Source organism: Arenivirga flava, from assembly GCF_030161575.1.
GTDB lineage: Bacteria > Actinomycetota > Actinomycetes > Actinomycetales > Microbacteriaceae > Arenivirga > Arenivirga flava.
On sequence record NZ_BSUL01000001.1, the window covers coordinates 2,284,842 to 2,302,276 of the forward strand.

The 17,435-nt window shown below is 70.9% G+C and carries 19 protein-coding genes and 1 pseudogene; 8 read left to right on the plus strand and 12 right to left on the minus strand.

The window, feature by feature from the left end:
• Positions 1–4: 4 nt before the first annotated feature.
• Genes QQK26_RS10995 through QQK26_RS11005 form a run of 3 tightly spaced genes read right to left on the minus strand, consistent with a single transcriptional unit; the run spans position 5 to position 3,275 of the window.
• Positions 5–1,000 carry an alpha-ketoacid dehydrogenase subunit beta gene (locus tag QQK26_RS10995; protein WP_284232667.1) on the minus strand — a complete coding sequence of 332 codons (996 nt, stop codon included), beginning with the start codon at positions 998–1,000 and terminating at the stop codon, positions 5–7.
• The gene (locus QQK26_RS11000; RefSeq protein ID WP_284232669.1) at positions 997–2,160 is read right to left on the minus strand and encodes a thiamine pyrophosphate-dependent enzyme; all 1,164 of its coding nucleotides are present in this window, start codon (positions 2,158–2,160) and stop codon (positions 997–999) included. Before QQK26_RS11000 ends, QQK26_RS10995 begins: the two co-directional genes overlap by 4 nt.
• A 26-nt stretch (positions 2,161–2,186) precedes the next feature.
• Positions 2,187–3,275 carry a histidinol-phosphate transaminase gene (locus QQK26_RS11005; protein WP_284232674.1) on the minus strand — a complete coding sequence of 363 codons (1,089 nt, stop codon included), beginning with the start codon at positions 3,273–3,275 and terminating at the stop codon, positions 2,187–2,189.
• A gap of 23 nt (positions 3,276–3,298) precedes the next feature.
• On the opposite strand from QQK26_RS11005, the gene QQK26_RS11010 reads away from it, so the two are divergent.
• Positions 3,299–3,700, plus strand: coding sequence for a phage holin family protein (locus tag QQK26_RS11010; RefSeq protein WP_284232676.1), 402 nt, complete (start codon positions 3,299–3,301; stop codon positions 3,698–3,700).
• A 4-nt stretch (positions 3,701–3,704) separates the two neighbouring features.
• Here QQK26_RS11010 and QQK26_RS11015 read toward each other — a convergent pair whose 3' ends face one another.
• Together QQK26_RS11015 and QQK26_RS11020 are read right to left on the minus strand one after the other, a co-directional pair.
• Positions 3,705–5,132 (minus strand): alpha/beta fold hydrolase, encoded by a 1,428-nt coding sequence (locus tag QQK26_RS11015; protein ID WP_284232678.1) that lies wholly within the window; start codon positions 5,130–5,132, stop codon positions 3,705–3,707.
• Positions 5,125–5,385 carry a hypothetical protein gene (locus QQK26_RS11020; protein ID WP_284232680.1) on the minus strand — a complete coding sequence of 87 codons (261 nt, stop codon included), beginning with the start codon at positions 5,383–5,385 and terminating at the stop codon, positions 5,125–5,127. The genes QQK26_RS11015 and QQK26_RS11020 overlap by 8 nt, the downstream gene beginning before the upstream one ends.
• Before the next feature lie 132 nt (positions 5,386–5,517).
• Here QQK26_RS11020 and QQK26_RS11025 point away from each other — a divergent pair, with 132 nt between their 5' ends.
• Both QQK26_RS11025 and purB read left to right on the plus strand, forming a co-directional pair.
• The gene (locus tag QQK26_RS11025; protein WP_284232682.1) at positions 5,518–6,057 is read left to right on the plus strand and encodes a low molecular weight protein-tyrosine-phosphatase; all 540 of its coding nucleotides are present in this window, start codon (positions 5,518–5,520) and stop codon (positions 6,055–6,057) included.
• Positions 6,054–7,436: an adenylosuccinate lyase gene (gene purB, locus QQK26_RS11030; protein WP_284232684.1), complete on the plus strand. Its 1,383-nt coding sequence runs from the start codon at positions 6,054–6,056 to the stop codon at positions 7,434–7,436. Before QQK26_RS11025 ends, purB begins: the two co-directional genes overlap by 4 nt.
• A gap of 80 nt (positions 7,437–7,516) precedes the next feature.
• Here the strand turns inward: purB and QQK26_RS11035 are convergent, their stop codons facing one another.
• The 7 genes and pseudogenes from QQK26_RS11035 to QQK26_RS11065 all read right to left on the minus strand — a co-directional run bounded on the left by QQK26_RS11035 (position 7,517) and on the right by QQK26_RS11065 (position 14,347).
• Positions 7,517–7,777 (minus strand): hypothetical protein, encoded by a 261-nt coding sequence (locus QQK26_RS11035; protein WP_284232687.1) that lies wholly within the window; start codon positions 7,775–7,777, stop codon positions 7,517–7,519.
• The gene (locus QQK26_RS11040; protein ID WP_284232688.1) at positions 7,774–8,448 is read right to left on the minus strand and encodes a hypothetical protein; all 675 of its coding nucleotides are present in this window, start codon (positions 8,446–8,448) and stop codon (positions 7,774–7,776) included. The genes QQK26_RS11035 and QQK26_RS11040 overlap by 4 nt, the downstream gene beginning before the upstream one ends.
• 182 nt (positions 8,449–8,630) lie before the next feature.
• On the minus strand, positions 8,631–8,984 hold the full coding sequence (locus QQK26_RS16515; protein ID WP_431308035.1) for an alpha-L-rhamnosidase C-terminal domain-containing protein: 354 nt from the start codon (positions 8,982–8,984) through the stop codon (positions 8,631–8,633).
• Positions 8,985–11,254 (minus strand): annotated as a pseudogene (locus QQK26_RS11050) (family 78 glycoside hydrolase catalytic domain); the annotation flags it as partial.
• Positions 11,251–12,156, minus strand: coding sequence for a carbohydrate ABC transporter permease (locus tag QQK26_RS11055; RefSeq protein ID WP_284232691.1), 906 nt, complete (start codon positions 12,154–12,156; stop codon positions 11,251–11,253). The gene QQK26_RS11055 and the pseudogene QQK26_RS11050, both read right to left, overlap by 4 nt.
• 3 nt (positions 12,157–12,159) lie before the next feature.
• The gene (locus QQK26_RS11060; protein ID WP_284232692.1) at positions 12,160–13,044 is read right to left on the minus strand and encodes a carbohydrate ABC transporter permease; all 885 of its coding nucleotides are present in this window, start codon (positions 13,042–13,044) and stop codon (positions 12,160–12,162) included.
• A 64-nt stretch (positions 13,045–13,108) separates the two neighbouring features.
• The gene (locus QQK26_RS11065; RefSeq protein ID WP_284232693.1) at positions 13,109–14,347 is read right to left on the minus strand and encodes an ABC transporter substrate-binding protein; all 1,239 of its coding nucleotides are present in this window, start codon (positions 14,345–14,347) and stop codon (positions 13,109–13,111) included.
• A gap of 180 nt (positions 14,348–14,527) precedes the next feature.
• Here QQK26_RS11065 and QQK26_RS11070 point away from each other — a divergent pair, with 180 nt between their 5' ends.
• From QQK26_RS11070 to QQK26_RS11090, 5 genes are all read left to right on the plus strand, one after another.
• On the plus strand, positions 14,528–15,571 hold the full coding sequence (locus tag QQK26_RS11070) for a LacI family DNA-binding transcriptional regulator (RefSeq protein ID WP_284232694.1): 1,044 nt from the start codon (positions 14,528–14,530) through the stop codon (positions 15,569–15,571).
• 258 nt (positions 15,572–15,829) lie between these two features.
• Positions 15,830–16,159 (plus strand): hypothetical protein, encoded by a 330-nt coding sequence (locus QQK26_RS11075; RefSeq protein WP_284232695.1) that lies wholly within the window; start codon positions 15,830–15,832, stop codon positions 16,157–16,159.
• Positions 16,160–16,305: 146 nt separating this feature from the next.
• Positions 16,306–16,716: a VOC family protein gene (locus tag QQK26_RS11080; protein ID WP_284232696.1), complete on the plus strand. Its 411-nt coding sequence runs from the start codon at positions 16,306–16,308 to the stop codon at positions 16,714–16,716.
• Positions 16,717–16,833: 117 nt separating this feature from the next.
• Positions 16,834–17,166 carry an ArsR/SmtB family transcription factor gene (locus QQK26_RS11085; RefSeq protein WP_284232697.1) on the plus strand — a complete coding sequence of 111 codons (333 nt, stop codon included), beginning with the start codon at positions 16,834–16,836 and terminating at the stop codon, positions 17,164–17,166.
• Positions 17,156–17,314: a zinc transporter permease gene (locus QQK26_RS11090; RefSeq protein WP_284232698.1), complete on the plus strand. Its 159-nt coding sequence runs from the start codon at positions 17,156–17,158 to the stop codon at positions 17,312–17,314. The genes QQK26_RS11085 and QQK26_RS11090 overlap by 11 nt, the downstream gene beginning before the upstream one ends.
• Positions 17,315–17,435: the final 121 nt, after the last annotated feature.

Below are 17,435 nucleotides of genomic sequence, written 5' to 3' on the forward strand. Positions count from 1 at the left end.
CCGGTCAGTACGCGAGGGCGCGGTCGACGGCTTCGAGGACGCGGTCGGCGTCCGGCAGGTAGACCGACTCGACCTTGGCGGGCGGGAACGGGGTGTCGAAGCCCGAGACGCGCAGCACAGGCGCCTCGAGCGAGTAGTAGCAGCGCTCGGCGATCGTCGCGGCGATCTCCGAGCCGAGGCTCACGTGCTGCGGCGCCTCCTGCGCCACGACCAGGCGGCCGGTGCGGTTGACCGAGGCGACCAGCGGGGCGTAGTCCACCGGCGAGAGCGAGCGCAGGTCGACGACCTCGATGCTGGTGCCCTCCTGCTCGGCGATCTCGGCCGCCTGCAGCAGCACGCTCACCATGGCGCCGTGGCCGACGACCGTGACGTCGGTGCCGGTACGCACCACGCGGCTGGCGTGGGTCGGCGTCGGGTTGCCGTCGAAGTCGACGACGCCCTTCGGCCAGTAGCGGCTCTTCGGCTCGAAGAACATGACCGGGTCGTTGGAGCGGATGGCCTCCTGGATCATCCAGTAGCCGTCGTGGGGCGTGCTGGGGCTGATCACGCGCAGGCCGGCCGTGTGGGCGAAGTACGCCTCGGGGCTCTCCTGGTGGTGCTCGACCGCCCCGATGTGGCCGCCGTAGGGCACGCGGATGACGACCGGGAAGGCCTGGGCGCCCTGGTGGCGGTTGGTCAGCTTCGCCAGCTGCGAGGTGATCTGGTCGAAGCCGGGGTAGATGAACCCGTCGAACTGGATCTCGCAGACGGGGCGGTAGCCGCGCATCGCCAGGCCGATGGCGCTGCCGATGATGCCCGACTCGGCCAGCGGGGTGTCGAGCACCCGGTTGCCGCCGAACTCGGCGTGCAGCCCCTCGGTGACGCGGAACACGCCGCCCAGCGGGCCGATGTCCTCGCCGAGCATCAGCACCTTGTCGTCGTCCTGCATCGCCTTGCGCAGTCCGGCGTTGATGGCCTTGGCGAGGGGCAGGCTCTGCTGCCCGGTCAGCTCGGTGCTCATGCGTTCTCTCCGTACGAGGCCTCGTAGCGCTCCAGCCAGGCCTTCTGCTCCGCGACGAGCGGATGCGGGTCCGTGTACACGTGGTCGAAGATGACGGATGCGTCGGGCGGCGTCATCGACAGGGTGCGGGCGCGCGCATCGGCGGCGACCGCCTCCGCCTCCTCGCGCACCTCGTCGAAGAACGACTCCTCGGTGCCGAGGGCGCGCAGGTACGTCTCGAAGCGGGAGATCGGGTCCTTCGCACGCCAGGCGTCCACATCCGCGCTGTCCCGGTACTTGGTCGGGTCGTCGGAGGAGGTGTGCGCGCCGATGCGGTAGGTGAGCGCCTCGATGAAGCGCGGGCCCTGACCGGTGCGGGCCGCATCCATGCTCATCCGCGTGGCCGCGTAGCTGGCCAGCACGTCGTTGCCGTCGATCTGCATCGCGGGGATGCCGAAGCCGGTGGAGCGCAGGTAGAGCGGGGTGCGCGACTGCCGCTCGACGGGCACCGAGATGGCCCAGTGGTTGTTCTGCAGGAAGAAGACCTGCGGGGTGTTGTAGCTCGCAGCGAAGACGAACGCCTCGCTGACGTCGCCCTGGCTGGTCGCGCCGTCGCCGAAGTAGACGATGACCGCCTCGTCGCGCTCGACGTCGCCCGAGCCGTAGGCGCCGTCGAGGCCGATGCCCATCGCGTAGCCGTTGGCGTGCAGCGCCTGCGAGCCGATCACGAGCGTGTAGAGGTGGAAGTTGTTGACGTGCTTCGGGTCCCAGCCGCCGTGCGTGTTGCCGCGCAGCAGCTCGATGACGTCGACCAGGTCGACGCCGTTCGCCAGCGCCACCGCGTGCTCGCGGTAGGAGGGGAACACGTGGTCCTGCTGACGGCGCGCGTAGGCGGAGCCCACCTGGGCGGCCTCCTGGCCGAAGCTCGGCACCCAGAGGCCCATCTGACCCTGCCGCTGCAGGTTCGCGGCCTCGACGTCGAAGCGCCGCGTCACCGTCATGTCGCGGTGGAACCGCCGCAGCTGGGCCTCGTCGAGCTCGCGGACGAGGGCGTGCAGCTCCTCGTTCGCGGCGTTCTCGACCAGCCGGCCCTCGGGGAGAGCAGCTGGATCGTCGCCGATGTCTCTGGCACGCGGACCTCGCAGGTTCTGTTTCGGGGCGTCGGGGCGCGCCGAACCCATCGGGTGGGCGGGCGCAGGGGTCCAATCTATCCCGCGGTCCGGGCACCCGTCGGGAGGAGGTGCACAAGGGAAGCGGTCGCACGCAGGAGGCTGTCGACAGATTCGGCCTCGCCCACGGAGATGCGCAGACCCTCCGGCGGGAAGGCGCGCACGACGAATCCGGCGTCCATGAGCGCCTCGGCGAGGTCGGTCGTCGCAGCGCCGGCGGGCAGCCAGAGGAAGTTCGACGAGGATCGCGGCACCGGCCATCCCTGTTCCACGAGACCCCGCTGCAACCGGTCGCGGCGGGCGGTGATCTCGGCGACACGGGTGAGCAGCTCGGGCTCGGCGTCGAGGGACGCGATCGCCGCGGCCTCGGCGACGGCCGTGACCGAGAGCGGGATCCCGGCGGTCTGGGCGGCGGCCAGCAGCTCGGCGTCGCCCAGGGCGTAGCCGATGCGCAGACCGGCGAGCCCGTACGCCTTCGAGAAGGTGCGCAGCACGACCAGGTTGGGGAACCGCTCGAGCAGCGGCACGCCGTCGACCGCCTCGGCGCGGTCGGTGAACTCGGCGTAGGCCTCGTCCAGCAGCACGAGCATCGTCGCCGGCACGGCGTCCATGAAGCGGAGGAAGGCGGCCTCGTCGATCACGGTGCCGGTCGGGTTGTTGGGCGTGCAGACCACGACCACCCGGGTGCGCTCCGTCACCGCCGCAGCGAGCCCGACGAGGTCGATCGAGTGGTCGGACCGGTTGGGCACCTGCACGCTGGTCGCACCGGTGATCGCCACCTGGAGCGGGTAGGCCTCGAAGGAGCGCCACGGGTAGACGATCTCGTCGCCGTGGCCGGCCGCGGCGACCATGAACTGCTGCAGCAGCGAGACCGAACCGGCGCCGACGAGCACCTGATCGGCTTCGAGCCCGTAGCGGGCCCCCAGGCGTTCGCGCAGCGCCGCCGCCGTGGCGTCGGGGTAGCGGTTGATCGCGGTCTGCGCGCCGATCGCCTCCAGGACGCCGGGGAGGGGCTCGTAGGGGTTCTCGTTGGAGGAGAGCTTGAAGCCGCCGGGAGCCGCCTGACGCCCCTGCCGGTAGGCGGGGAGGGCGGCGATCTCGGGGCGCAGGACCACCGGGCTCGTCATGGGCCAACCCTATAGTGGGAGCCATGCGCCGCTTCCTCATCCGGCTCGTCGTCAACGCGGTCGCCCTCTGGCTCACGACCCTGATCGTGGCCGGCGTGAGCGTGGTGTCCTTCGACGATGGCGACGGCTTCGCCACGGTCGTGACCTACCTGCTCGTGGCGCTCGTCTTCGGGCTCGTGAACGGCATCCTCGGCAACGCGATCCGCATCGTCGCGTTCCCGCTGTACATCCTCACCCTCGGCCTGCTGTCGTTCATCGTGAACGGCCTGCTGCTGCTCGTCGTCGCGTGGTTCACCTCGCTGGCCGGATTCGGCCTCGTGGTCGATGGCTTCTGGTGGGGCGTGCTCGGCGCGCTGGTGCTCGGCCTGATCGGCGGCGCGCTGAACCTCATCCTGCGTCCGCTGACCCGCGAGCGGAACGGCTGACGCCTCACTGCTCGACCCGCGTGGCGCGGAAGGTCGTCGCCTCGCGCACCTCGGACGACGCGCCGAAAGCCTCGAACTCGGCGATCGCCGCCTGCAGGCGCTCGTCGTCGTGCGCGTCGGCCATGCCCGCGGTCTCGGCGTAGCGGCCGAGGTCGTGCGCCGGGAAGAGGTCGCCGCCGAAGGCGAAGCCCTTCGGCAGTGCGGCGCGCTCGACGGTCACCGAGTGCTGCAGTCCGGGCTCGCCGCCCGCGTGGGCGAGGCCGTCGTCGTCGTGCGCGAGGGCGATGACCGTCGTCGACTCCGGCACCGCGATGTTCGCGGTCGGCGCGCCGACGGTGATGAGGCCCTGCACGTCGAACTCCGATCGCTCGGCGAGGCCCGCGGCGACCATCCCGCCCTGCGAGTAGCCGACGGCCATGACGGCGTCGCCGGGTCGTGCACCGGCCTCGCGCAGCGCCGCCTCCACGGCGCGCAGCGAGCCGGCGTGGTCCCCGGCGATCAAACCCACGATGCTCGCCGGATCGAAGGGCTCGTCGCCGGTGCGCAGCTCCGCGGAGAGGGTGGGGCCGATGTAGACCTCGAAGCGCGGCTCGCCCGAGCCGTCCTCGAAGCGCTCGACGCGGATCTGCTCGCCGTCGCCGGCGTGGGGGATGCGCTCGACGCGCTCCTGCACCGTCACAGCGGGGGCCACGGTCTCGTGTTGTCGGGCGGCGACGGCGACCGGGGTCTCGCGCAGCAGGCCGAGCGCGCCACCGACCCCGAGCAGCCATCCCGCCGTGTCGCGCGCGTCGACGACGCCGAGGCCCGACTCGCCGAGCAGCTGGCGCATCGGCCCGGGCAGCTGCGCCCAGCCCATGAGGAGGTCGTCGCTGCTCTGCACCGCCAGCCGGATCGCGGCGACCACCGCGGGGTCGGCGAGCACCCTCGGGCCGATGGCCTCGAGCCCGGCCTGCACCTCGCGACGGCGTTCGGGGTCGGCGAGCACCACGGTCCCGGCGAGGAGCACCCACGGCACCGACTGCCCGGCCGCCGCTGCCGCCAGCAGCCCGACGATGCGGCCCGGTCCCATACCGAGGGCGAGCAGGAAGGGAGCCACCCGCCCGAGCTCGCCGGCGAGCATCGCGGCCAGCGCGGTCACGGCGGCGCCCGAGCCCTGCTCGGCGGCGCCGTAGTTCCCGGCCGCCGCGCGCAGCGCCTCGGCCATCCGGTGGGCCTCCTCGGCGGCGGTCGCGCACCGCGACCTCAGCTCCTCGACCCGGCCGGAGGCGACTGCGGCGGGTCCGCCGAGGCTCCGCAGTTCCGCGCCGGCGGCAGCCAGCGCTCTCCCGTTCGAGGCCAGCAGGCCGGCGGCCCGGTGCAGGCGCAGCGACTGCTCGAGCAGCGCTCCCGTCTCCACCGCCACGCCGCCGGCGGTCACGCGCAACTCAGCCAAGGATCCCGCCCCGACCGATCGTGAGCACGAGCCTGCGAGCATCCTCCAACTGCGGCGCGAGCGCGGCCGTTCGGGTGCGCAGCGCATCGAGGTGCATGGCGTAGCTCGCGCTCACCGCGCCTCGCCACTCCGGCGGCGGTCCCGGGGGCAGCAGCGCCGTCGCCTCCCTCGCTCGTTCCGCGGCGGCCGCGAGCGCCGCGTCCACCGCCGTCGCCACCGCATCCGCCGTTCCCGCGCCCAGCAGTCCGCTCATCCGCTCGTCCTCCCCGTGGAGATCACCTGTCCCGCCGAGTCTGCGAGCGGCGGGTGCCGACCGACCGCGCGGGGCCGGATCGGTGGCCGGCGAGCGGATGTGGAGGAGCGCTCGATGCGGGACAATGGCGCCATGACCTTCGAGCGGCGCGCTGACGGCCCCCCGGCGTTCCGCATCTGCTTCGTCTGCACCGGCAACATCTGCCGCTCGCCCATGGCGGAGGCGGTGCTCCGCAAGCTCATCGAGGACGCCGGCTACCAGCACCGGATCCGGGTCGACTCCGCCGCGACGGGCGACTGGCACGTCGGAGAGCGCGCGGACCATCGCACGGTCGACGCCCTCGACCGCCGCGGCTACGACGGCACCACGCATCGCGCACGGCAGTTCGATGCCGACTGGTTCGCCGATCTCGACCTCGTGATCGCCTTCGACCACGGGCACGAGCGGGCACTGCGCGCGCTCGCGCCGGACGAGCGGCAGGCCGCGAAGGTGCGGCTGCTGCTGAGCTTCGATCCGCTGCAGACCGGCAGCCTCGACGTGCCCGACCCCTACTACTCGGACGCGGCGCTGTTCGACACCGTGCTCGTCACGGTCGAGCGCGCTTGCCGCGCCCTGCTGCGCCAGATCACCCCCGCCCTGGCCGGGACCCCCGCACCACGAGGAGACGCATGAGCCTGCCCACCCAGCCCCTGAGCCCGCTCGACGGACGCTACCAGGGGGCCGTCGCGGCCCTCGGCGAGCACCTGTCGGAGGCCGGCCTCAACCGCGCCCGCGTGCACATCGAGATCGAGTGGCTGCTCTACCTCACCGAGCACGAGCTCTTCGGCGCCAGCAAGCTGGAGGCCGGGCAGGCCGAGGCCCTGCGCCGGGTCGTCGCCGAGTTCGGCCAGGAGCAGATCGAGCAGCTCGCGCAGTACGAGCGCACCACCCGCCACGACGTGAAGGCCGTCGAGTACTTCGTGCGCGACCGCCTCGCCGAACTGGGCCTCGGCGGCATCGCCGAGCTCACCCACTTCGCCTGCACGAGCGAGGACATCAACAACCTCTCCTACGCCCTCACCGTTCGCGCCGCGGTCGCCGAGGTCTGGTTGCCCAAGCTGCGCGGCGTGGTCGAGCAGCTGCGCGCCCTCGCGATCGAGCATCGCGCCCTGCCGATGCTCTCGCTCACCCACGGCCAGCCCGCCACCCCGAGCACCTTCGGCAAGGAGTTCGCCGTCGTGGTGCACCGTCTCGAGCGTCAGCTGCAGCAGTTCGAGCGCATCGAGTACCTCGGCAAGTTCAGCGGCGCCACCGGCACCTTCTCGGCGCACCTCGCGGCCGGTCCCGAGCTCGACTGGCCGACCATCTCGCGCGAGTTCGTCACCTCGCTGGGCCTCGACTGGAACCCCCTGACGACGCAGATCGAGTCGCACGACTGGCAGGCCGAGCTGTACACGCGCGTGGCCCACACGAACCGCATCCTGCACAACCTGGCCACCGACATCTGGACCTACATCTCGATGGGCTGGATCACCCAGATCCCCGTCGCGGGGGCTACCGGATCGTCGACGATGCCGCACAAGATCAACCCCATCCGCTTCGAGAACGCCGAGGCGAACCTCGAGCTCTCGAGCGCCGTGCTCGACTCGCTCGCGGCGACCCTGGTGACGAGCCGCCTGCAGCGCGACCTCACCGACTCGAGCGCGCAGCGCAACATCGGCGTCGGCTTCGGCCACTCGCTGCTGGCCCTCGACAACATCAGCCGCGGCCTCGGCGAGATCGCCGTGAACGCCACCGCGCTGGCCGCCGAGCTCGACGGCAACTGGGAGGTGCTCGGCGAGGCGATCCAGACCGTCGTGCGCGCCGAGATCACCGCCGGCCGCAGCAGCATCTCCGACCCCTACGCGCTGCTCAAGGAGCTCACCCGCGGCCGCCGCGTCGGCGCCGAGGACCTCGCCGAATTCGTCCGCGGCCTCGACATCGGCGACGAGGCCAAGCAGCGTCTGCTCGCCCTCACGCCGGGCGGCTACACCGGTCTCGCGGAGCAGCTCGTGGAGCACGTCGCACGCTGATCGAGCGGATGCAGCAGGGGCCGGGACGATCGTCCCGGCCCCTGCTGCATCACGGCCCGCGGGGTAGCGAGCGGGTACAGCTAGTGCGCGTCCGAATCCGGTCGCCGCTGCTGCGGCGGGGCCTGCTCCTCGCCCGGCGCACGCTGCGGACGGACGGCCAGGGCCAGCATCGCGAGCACGACCAGCACCGCGATGAAGGCGATGCCGAACGAGATGCCGGCGAAGGCGATGTCGCGGGTGGTCATCAGCACGACGAGACCGGCGAAGACCGCCATGACGGCGGCGAGCACGATCAGCTCGACCGGGCGCAGTCGATCGCTGCGGCTGGGCTGCTTGCTCACGCGGGGGCTCCTGAGACGATGGCGCGCACGGCGCGGCGGTGCTCCCAGCGGGCGGAGATGCCCGCGATGAGCAGGAAGAGGCCGAGCACGACGGCGTACGCGCCGACGACCCCGACGATGACGATCTCGCCGGTCAGCACACCGGTGACCAGCTGCTCGGTCTCCTTGTCGACGACCTGCCACGGCTGCGCGTAGCCGGGCTGCACGAGCAGCGCGGCGAGGGCGAAGAGCATGGTGATGGCGCCGGCGCCGATCCAGTCGCGGGCGACCGTGGCGCGCCCGCGGGCGCGCAATCCGGCGATGAGCTCGAGCAGGCCGGTGACCGCCGCGACGGCGATGACGAGCACGACCAGCACGGCCGTGCCGGTGAGGCTCAGCAGCCCGGCCGCCGCGGCGGCGAGCAGCAGCACCGCGCCCTGGGTGAGCAGCAGAGCGCGGAAGACACCGGGCAGACCCAGCGCGAGGGCGATCTGGGCCACGCCCGCCACGAGCGCCACGCCGGCCAGGGCCCAGAAGCCCATCGGCGCCGAGTGCGCGGTCGAGAAGGTGACGATGAGGCCGGCGACGAGCGCGCCCGCGGCGCGGAGCAGGGGCACGGGCCAGTAGGCGCCGTGGGAGCCCTCGGGGAGGATGGGCGCACCGGTCTCGGCGCGGTCCGGGGTCTCCGACACGGCGGTCTGCCTCATTCCTCTGCGGTTCGTGCGGGCGCTCGGCGGAGCGCTCGAACGACCCGCCCATCCTACCCGCCGCTGCGACGGCCGGCTGGGTGCCCGGTCTGTGCGCACCTCGGCTGCTCCGGGGGCGTGCAGCCGGTGCGAGGCGGTCCGGCGGTCGCGCACCTCCGGCCGCCCGCCTACCGGTGCAGCGGACCCGCGCCCACCGCTCCCGGGGGAGCGAGCAGTTCGCACGTTGCGATCAGGGTGCCGGAGGCGACTGCGAGCGACGTGCCGTCCGGCAGCTCCACGTGCCCGCTCACGCCCGTGGGCAGGGTGACTTCGAGCTCGAAACGCGTCTCGACGATGCGCCAGGCGACTGCGATCCGCCCGTAGGGGCTCTCGTGCTCCGCGCTGGCAGAGGTGAGGCCGCCGCCGGGGGTGGGGCGCACCCGCACCGTGCGGTATCCGGGCGCCGTCGGCGCCAGGCCCGCGATGTCGCGATGCATCCAGTCGGCCACCGCGCCCAGCGCGTAATGGTTGAAGGACGTCATCTCCCCGGGGTTGACCGTGCCGTCGGGCAGCATGCTGTCCCAGCGCTCCCAGATGGTCGTCGCCCCCTGATCGACCGTGTAGAGCCACGACGGGCATCCGCGCTCGAGGAGCAGGTCGTATGCGGTGTCGATGTGGCCGGTCATGGTCAGGGCATCCGTGATCACGGGAGTGCCGGCGAACCCCGTCGCGATGCGGTTGCCGCCGTCTCGAACGAGCTGCGCGAGCCGCGACCCCGCCAGTTGCGCCTGTTCGCCCCGGATGAGGTCGAACACGATCGCGAGCGCGTAGGCGGTCTGCGCATCGCTCGTCATCGAGCCGTCGTCTCGCACGTACTCCGCGACGAAGGCGAGGCGCGCCTCCTCCGCGATCGCAGCGTAGTGCTCCGCGTCGCGCGGCGAACCGATGCGCGCGGCGGTCTCCGCGAGCGTCCTCGTGGAGTGCACGAGGTAGGCCGAGGCGACGAGATGCTTGTCGGTGAGTCCTGCGGCCGGGTCGTGCGGGGGAGCCGCCGGGTCGAGCCAGTCGCCGAGCTGGAAGCCCGTGTTCCAGAGGCGGTCGTCGCCGGCGAGGCCGATGATCAGATCGACCCAGGCCTTCGCGCTCGGGTACTGCTGCTCCAGGATGCGGACGTCGCCGAATCGCTGGTGCAGCACCCAGGGGTCAGCACCGCGGCGTCCCCCCAGACCGCACCGGGCTTGATCGGATTCCACGTGGATCCGCCGGGGATCGTGGGCACGAACCACGGCACCGTGCCGTCCTCGAGCTGCTCCTCGGCGAGGTCGACGAGCCAGGAATCGAGCATGCCCGCGCAGTCGTAGAGGAATGCGGCGGTGGGGGCGAAGACCTGGATGTCGCCGGTCCAGCCCAGCCGCTCGTCCCGCTGGGGGCAGTCGGTGGGGATGTCGACGAAGTTGCTGCGCGTGCTCCAGAGCACGTTCTCGTGCAGACGGTCGAGCGACGGGTCGGACGACGAGAACCATCCGGTGCGGCGCATGTCGGTGTGGTGGACCCGGGCGACGATGTCGCCCGCTGAGGGCTCGCCGTCCCATCCCTCGATGCGCGCGTAGCGGAAGCCGTGGATGGTGAACCGCGGCTCCCACTCGGTGAGGCCGTCCGAGGCGAGGGTGACGACGTCCTCCGAGGCGGCGAGGCGGAGCGTCCGTCGGTAGAGCTCGCCGTCCTGGAGCACCTCGGCGTGCGTGATGCGGATCTCCTGGCCCGCACGACCGTGGATCCGGATCCGCAGACGCCCGACGAGATTCTGTCCGAAGTCGATCAGCAGCGCGCCGGTGCTGTCGCGACGCATCGATGCGGGCTCGACCTCCTCGGTGCAGCGCACCGGCGGCTGCACCGGGGCGGTCAGCGTCGACGGGTCCCGGCGACCGATGGCCACGGGCGCCCAACCCTCATCGCTGCCGCCAGGAGACGACCAGCCCTCGCCGTCGAGGCGAAGGTCGTGCTGCTCGCCGTCGTAGAGCCCGCTGAAGAGGATGGGGCTCTTCGCGGCCTCCCACGCGCCGTCCGTGGCGATGATCTCGCTGCGTCCGTCGCTGTAGCGGACCTCGAGCTGCCCGATGAATGCCAGATCCTCGCCGTAGAGATCGTGGTAGCCGCCGTTGAAACCCAGCCGTCCGCGGTACCAGCCGTCACCGAGCCAGGCTCCGATGACGTTCTCGCCCGGCAGCAGCATCCCGGTGACGTCGTACGTGCGGTAGCGCAACCGCGTGTCGTACTTCGTCCACCCCGGCGACAGCACGTCGTCGCCGATCCGCTGTCCGTTGAGCTCGGCCTCGTAGACGCCGTGGGCCGACGCGTAGAGCCGTGCTGACGCTATGCCATGGTCGAGCACGAAGGAGCGACGCACGCGAGACGGGCGTCGATCGGTGCCGGCTCGCTCCGGCCACGCTCCGCCGACGGGAACGGCCCGCCAGTCCGCGGCGCTGAGCAGGCCGGCCTCGACCTCGGCGGCCTCGCTCCACGCCGTGCTGGTGCCGTCGGTGCCGTGCGCGCGCACACGCACCGTCGCGCGTTCCCGGGACGACAACGGTGCGCCGGGCCAGGGCACGAGCACCTGGTCGGCGGTCTCGATGAGCCCGGTGCCGTGCACGGCGCCGCCCCGGTGCAGCTCGAGCTCGTAGGCCCGCTGGGTCCAGCCCGGTGCGGCGTCGAGGCGCCAGCTGAGCCGGGGCCGGGAGCTGCCGATGCCGAGCGGCTCGTCGAGATGCTCGAAGCGCACGACGCCGTCGATGCGCGGAGTCACGGCGCTCATCCCTTCACCGATCCTGCCGTGAGGCCCTTCTGCACGCGCTGGTTGAGCAGCAGGTAGATGACGAGCATGCCGAACACGTTCAAGCAGATGGCCGCGAACAGGGGGCCGTACTCGATGGACCCGAACTGGCCGGTGAAGTTCAGGAGCCCCACCTGCAGCGTGCGCAGATCGGTGGAGTTGGTGAAGGTCAGCGCGATCAGCAGGTCGTTCCAGAAGAAGAAGAACTGCACGAGGCCGACGGTCAGGAGGGCGTTGCGGACCATCGGCAGACCGACCAGGAAGAAGGAGCGGACGATGCCGGCTCCGTCGAGCGTCGCGGCCTCGAACACCTCGCGCGGCACCGCACGGAAGTAGGTGGCCATCAGGAACACGGTCAACGGCAGTCCGGTGGCGGTGTAGGTGATGAAGAGCGGCCAGAGGCTGCCGGTCAGGCCGGTCTGGAAGTAGACGGTGAACAGCGGCAGCAGGATCAGCTGCGTGGGCACCATGATGCCGGCCAGGAACAGCAGCAGCACGGTGCCGCGGCCTTTCCACACCAGCACCTCGAGGGCGAATCCGGCCATCGATCCGAGCAGCAGCATCAGGAACAGCGCCGGCAGGACCGTCAGCGCGCTGTTGCCCAGGTACTGGGCGAAGTTGCCGGTCGTCCAGGCCTGCACGTAGTTGTCGAAGCTCCACTGCTGCGGCAGCGCCCACACGGGCTGCTCCAGGAACTCCCGCTGGGTCTTGAACGAGCCCAGGAGCAACCAGACGAGCGGTCCGACGACCACGATGAGCAGCAGGCCGACCGCAGCCAGGGCGGGGATGCGGGCGAGGACAGTGCGAAGGGGACGGCGACGACGCACGGGGCGGTGCGGAGACGGCCGCGTTGCCGCTTCGGCGGCGGAGGTGATGGAGGACATCGGTCAGCCCTTCGTGAGGTCGCGGCGGGAGGCGCGGAAGATGAAGACGGTCACGACGAGGCAGATCATCGTGAGCAGCAGTGCGATGGAGCTGCCGTACCCGTACTGGCCGTTCGTGAACGAGGTCTGGAACATCAGGATCGTCAGAGGGCTGGTCGACGTTCCGGGACCGCCGTTGGTCAAGGCGAGGACGCTGTCGAAGACCTTCAGGGTTCCGTTGATCGAGAAGATGAGCGCCGAGACCAGCACCGGTGCCGAGAGCGGGACCACGATGCTGCGCACGAGCTTCCAGCCGGTGGCGCCATCCATGCGCGCGGATTCGAGGACTTCCTCGGGGATGTCGACGAGGCCGGCGTACAGCAGCACGCCGTAGAAGCCCATCGACCGCCAGATGTCCATGATCGCGATGACGAGGAAGGCGCTGGCGCCGTCTCCGAACCAGTCCACGGATTCGGCCCCGAAGACGTTGAGGAACGAGTTCACCAGACCGTTCTGGGGCGCGATGGCGAAGAGCTGCTGGAACAGCAGGCCCACCGCGACGGTGGGGAGCACGACCGGGAAGAACACGAGGGTGCGCACGATGCTCGACGAGCGCCGCAGCACGAAGACGTACAGCAGCGAGAGCAAGTAGCCGATCGCGACCTGACCGATGGTGATCACGAGCGCGTACTTGAGGGTGAACCAGAGCGCGTCGTGCACCTTCGTGTCGCCGAGCAGATCGCCGAAGTTCTGCAGGCCGACGAAGGAGAAGCCGACGATGGCGTTGCCCTCGAAGAAGGTGTAACCGAGCGACCACACGACGGGGACGAGCATCACGAGGCTGTACACCAGCAGCGCCGGCCCGACCAGGATCATGGTCGAACGGCGATCTCCGAGCAGGGGGTTCATCTTCGTCCTCTCCGACGAGGTGCGCACGGGCCGGCGGCGTCCGCCGGCCCGTGCGGTGGGATGTTCAGTCGAGGTCCGCCTGGACGAGGCTCATGAACTCCTCGGCCGTGATGGATCCGGATACCAGCGGGGCGGCGTTGGTCTGGCTGGTCGTCGTCGCGGCAGTCGAGAAGAGCGCCTCGAACCACAGCACGGCCTGCTCGGAGTCGGCGATGCGGTCCTGGACCTCCTGGGTGAGGGCCGGCGTGTCGCTGACGGGTTCGTTCACGACGAAGCCGGACACCCGGTTCGCTTCGGTCAGGGCCGTCGTGCCCCAGTTCTCGGCGATGCAGGAGAGCCACGCTTCGGTGTTCTCGTCGACCGAGCGCGCGTTCATCGTGATCGGCAGACCGACGTTCGCCGCGATCTGGCTGCTGTCGCCAGCACCGCCCTCGACGTTCGGGAAGGGCATGAAGCCGATGTTGTCGTAGCCGATCTGGTTCTGCTCGACGTCGGCGAAGTCGCTGAGCGCCCAGCTGCCCATGTAGAACATGCCGGCGCTGCCGTTCAGGAACTGGTTCGTGGCGACGTCGTCGGTGATCGAGCCGACGCCCTGCCCGAAGTAGCCCGCCGCACCGAGATCGGCGACGGCCTGCGCCGCCTCGACGTACTCGGGGTCGGTCAGCTCGGCCTCGCCGTCGGCGACGGCCTGCAGCGCATCCGGGCCGATGCTGCGGAAGAGGTAGTTGCCGATGAGCCGGGTCAGGGGCCAGCCCTGCTCGCCGCTCGCCGAGAACGCGGTGATGTCGTTCTCCTGGAGCGTCGCAGCGGCGTCCACCAGCTCGTCCCAGGTCTCCGGCACGGCGATACCGAAGTCCTCGAAGTACGCCTTGTTGTACCAGATGCCCTCGATGTTGTACTCGAGCGGGAGCGCGTTGAATCCGCCGTACAGCGCCTCGATGGTCGACACCGCCGCCGGCTGCACGTCGTCGATGGCGTCGAGGCCGGTCAGGATCTCCTCGAAGTCGGCGACGTTGCCGGACTCGGCGAGCGTCTTGGTCAGTGCGGGGGCGTTCCCCGCAGAGTAGAGCACGGGGAGCGCGCCCTGGCCCGCTCGCAGCTGCAGCTGCTGATCGAGGTTGGTCTGCGGGACCGTCTCGATCTCGAGCGGCAGCGCCTCGTTCTCCGACGTGCAGGCGCCTTCCGCCAGGGCGGTCAGGGTCGCCTGGGCAGCGTCGTTCTCGACGTTGATGAACGCGCTGAACGAATCGACTGCATCCCCTCCGCCCCCGCCGGTGCCGCCACAGGCAGCCAACGCGAACACGGTGAGACCAGCGATGCCAACGAACGTGCCAGTGCGCACTGCGCGACGAGCCATCATTCCTCCTTGAATGAACCGGGTGAGCTCCACTTTTGAAGCGCTACAAAAGCTAACCCGCCTCGCTGCTGCGGTCAAGCCGGGTCAGTCACGTTCGTGTCACGAGTCGGATATCCTCGGCGGATCATGAGCCAGCCAGTCTCGGGTGATCAGCGCCGCGCCCCGGTGATGGCCGATGTCGCCCTGCACGCCGGCGTGTCGCTCGGCACCGTGTCGAACGTCCTCAACAACCCCTCCGCCGTCAAACCGGCCAAGCGCGAGAGGGTGCTCGCCTCCATCCGCGAGCTCGGATTCGTGCGCAACCAGCAGGCACGGTCGCTGGCGAGCGGACGGGCCGACACCATCGGATTCGTCGTCGTCGATCTGGCCAACAGCTTCTTCGTGGACATCGCCCGCGGAGCGGAGGAGTACACCGCACAGCACGGCTACAAGATCCTGCTCGCCAACAGCGACGTCGACAGCGCGCGACAGAGCACGTACCTCGAGCTCTTCGAGGAGTTCCGCGTCGCCGGCATGATGCTCGCTCCGCTGGACGGGCCCCTGGAGAGCGTCGAGGTGGTCCGCGGCCGAGGCACGCCCGTGGTGCAGGTGAACTGGCCCGGTTCCGACGGAGAGACGTGCGGCGTGGAGGTCGATGAGGTCCACGGCGGGCGACTCGCTGCAGAGCACCTCATCGCCCGCGGCGCCCGGCGTCTGCTGTTCGCCGGCGGACCGTTCGATCTGCACGCCGTGGCGCAACGCCTGGAGGGCGCTCGCGCGGCGGTGCGAGCCCATGCGGGCGTCGAGCTCGAGGTCGTCGAGACGACCCGGATCACCGTCGCCGCCGGCGACCAGCTCGGCGAGCAGCTCGGCGGCCGCGCTGCGACGCAACGCCCCGACGGCTTGATCGCCGCGTCGGACGCTCTGGCCACCGGCGCCATCCAGCGACTGCGATCGCATGGCGTGCGCGTACCGGAGGACATGCTCGTCATCGGCTACGACAACAACCACCTGACGGCCGACAGCATCGTGCCGATCAGCACGATCAGCCAGCCGGGTCGCGAGATGGGCCAGCGAGCGGCAGCGCTCCTGCTCGAGGAGATCGCCGGCGATCCGGAGCACGTCCACCGATCCGTCCTGCTGCGCCCCGCACTGATCCAGCGGCAGAGCACGGCGGTCCCTGAACCCTGAGACGGGACCGACCGGGCTGCAGCGAGGGCGGTTGCGCGCTTCCGGAGGGGAGCGGACCCCGACGCGCTCGCACGGAGCGCCCGGTCCGATGAGTCCGGATGCATCCGGCGCCCGGCAGCATGCGTCCAGCGCGCGGCACGCGGCGATGGCCGCGTTGTCCGCAGGAATGCCGACTCTCCCGTGAGGGGAGGGTTTGCCATACTGGCTGCCCGGCGGCAACGCGCTCCGGGGGAGTCGGGCGAACGTAGGGGGTTCCCGGTGGACCATCGTGCAGATCCCGATGCGCTCGCGGGCGATGTCCGCAGGCTCCTGAACGAGCGCTATCGTGGCGACCACGACTCGTGCGGCATCGCCCTCGCCGCCGCTCAGGAGACCGCCGGCGACGAACGCGTCCTCGACGAGCTCGCTCGAGCCTGGCACGTCACCCGCATCGAGCAGGCTCGCGCGGCCGCTGGACTCTCCGGGGCGATCGCGGTGCTCGCGCAGCGCCTGCCGGAGGCCGAGATCGTCCGGCGCACCGGCGTGCCGCTGGAGACCGTCCGAGCGCTGACGGCCCCACCGGATGAACGGTGGACGCAGCACGGCTGACGGTCCTCGGGCGCCTGACCCGCCGCTCAGCACCCGCCGGGTGACGCGCCTCGAACCGGACCCGTCGCCGCCGCTGCATCGACGGTGAGCAGGGCATCCAGCGGCTCGGGGTTGGTTCCGCGAGCCGGCTGGGGCAGGCTGCGGGGATGGAAGCGCCGCGCGGATCACTGCACCATGTCGAGCTGCAGGTCCTGGACGACGCGATCGGGGGCGCCGCCTACGACTGGCTTCTGGCTCGGCTCGGCTACGGTCCGATGGAGCGATGGGCGACGGGTCGCAGCTGGCAGCTCGGCGGCACGTACATCGTGCTGGAACGCGCCGGACGAGCGATGCAGCACGACCGCCGCGGCTCCGGCGTGAACCACCTCGCCTTCAACGCGGGCGCTCGATCGGATGTGGATCGCATCTGGGACGAGGCTCCGGCGCACGGCTGGACCCGGCTCTACGTCGACCGTCACCCCTGGGCCGGCGGCCCCGGCCACTACGCCGCCTATCTCGAGAACGCCGAACGCAGCAAGGTGGAGCTCGTCGCCTCCGAAGACGCCGACGACGGATGACCCGCTTCCCTCCTCGCCGGGTCAGCGATCGACCGTGCGCGCCGGGCGACTCCGAGAATCATTCCCGACTAAGGTGAACGTATTGCAATCTGTTCATGTGAGTGGTGAGGTGGTCTCGTGCAGGACGGAGAGGACCTGACGGCGGTGGCGCAGCTGTTCAAGGTGCTGGGCAACGAGTCGCGGCTGCAGCTGCTGCGGCTGCTCGGCGCCGAGTCGCGCACGGTGGGTGCGCTGGTGGAGGCGACGGGCATGTCGCAGTCGCTGGTGTCGCAGCACCTGCGCACGCTGCGCCAGGCCGGACTGGCCAGCGCGGTCCGCCGCGGCAAGGAGGTGACCTACTCGGTCGCCGATTCGCACGTCACGCACGTGATCGGGGACGCGCTCGCGCACGTCCACGAACCGAAGCCGGCGCCCGCCGGCACCGAATCAGAGGAGCATCATGAGCACTGAGACCGAGCAGCACGCGGAGCACAGCATCGAGGAGCACGAGCACGGCGAGAACTGCGGGCACCAGGCCGTCGAGCACGAGGACCACGTCGACTACATGCACGGCGAGCACATGCACGCCGAGCACGACGGTCACTACGACGAGCACTGACCGGCAGCGGTCGCCGAGAGGGTGCGTCACCACGCGGTGACGCACCCTCTTCTCAGAGCAGGGGCCGCTCGGCGCCCGGGCACCGCTGCAGTGAGGCCCCGTCCAGCGGCAGGATGCACGT

Bases quoted from the DNA above. Each gene is read 5' to 3' on its own strand.
- QQK26_RS10995 (WP_284232667.1), bottom strand. From the start codon at position 1,000: ATGAGCACCGAGCTGACCGGGCAGCAGAGCCTGCCCCTCGCCAAGGCC.
- QQK26_RS11000 (WP_284232669.1), bottom strand. From the start codon at position 2,160: ATGGGTTCGGCGCGCCCCGACGCCCCGAAACAGAACCTGCGAGGTCCG.
- QQK26_RS11005 (WP_284232674.1), bottom strand. From the start codon at position 3,275: ATGACGAGCCCGGTGGTCCTGCGCCCCGAGATCGCCGCCCTCCCCGCC.
- QQK26_RS11010 (WP_284232676.1), top strand. From the start codon at position 3,299: ATGCGCCGCTTCCTCATCCGGCTCGTCGTCAACGCGGTCGCCCTCTGG.
- QQK26_RS11020 (WP_284232680.1), bottom strand. From the start codon at position 5,385: ATGAGCGGACTGCTGGGCGCGGGAACGGCGGATGCGGTGGCGACGGCG.
- QQK26_RS11025 (WP_284232682.1), top strand. From the start codon at position 5,518: ATGACCTTCGAGCGGCGCGCTGACGGCCCCCCGGCGTTCCGCATCTGC.
- purB (WP_284232684.1), top strand. From the start codon at position 6,054: ATGAGCCTGCCCACCCAGCCCCTGAGCCCGCTCGACGGACGCTACCAG.
- QQK26_RS16515 (WP_431308035.1), bottom strand. From the start codon at position 8,984: ATGACGTCCTTCAACCATTACGCGCTGGGCGCGGTGGCCGACTGGATG.
- QQK26_RS11055 (WP_284232691.1), bottom strand. From the start codon at position 12,156: ATGTCCTCCATCACCTCCGCCGCCGAAGCGGCAACGCGGCCGTCTCCG.
- QQK26_RS11060 (WP_284232692.1), bottom strand. From the start codon at position 13,044: ATGAACCCCCTGCTCGGAGATCGCCGTTCGACCATGATCCTGGTCGGG.
- QQK26_RS11070 (WP_284232694.1), top strand. From the start codon at position 14,528: ATGAGCCAGCCAGTCTCGGGTGATCAGCGCCGCGCCCCGGTGATGGCC.
- QQK26_RS11080 (WP_284232696.1), top strand. From the start codon at position 16,306: ATGGAAGCGCCGCGCGGATCACTGCACCATGTCGAGCTGCAGGTCCTG.
- QQK26_RS11090 (WP_284232698.1), top strand. From the start codon at position 17,156: ATGAGCACTGAGACCGAGCAGCACGCGGAGCACAGCATCGAGGAGCAC.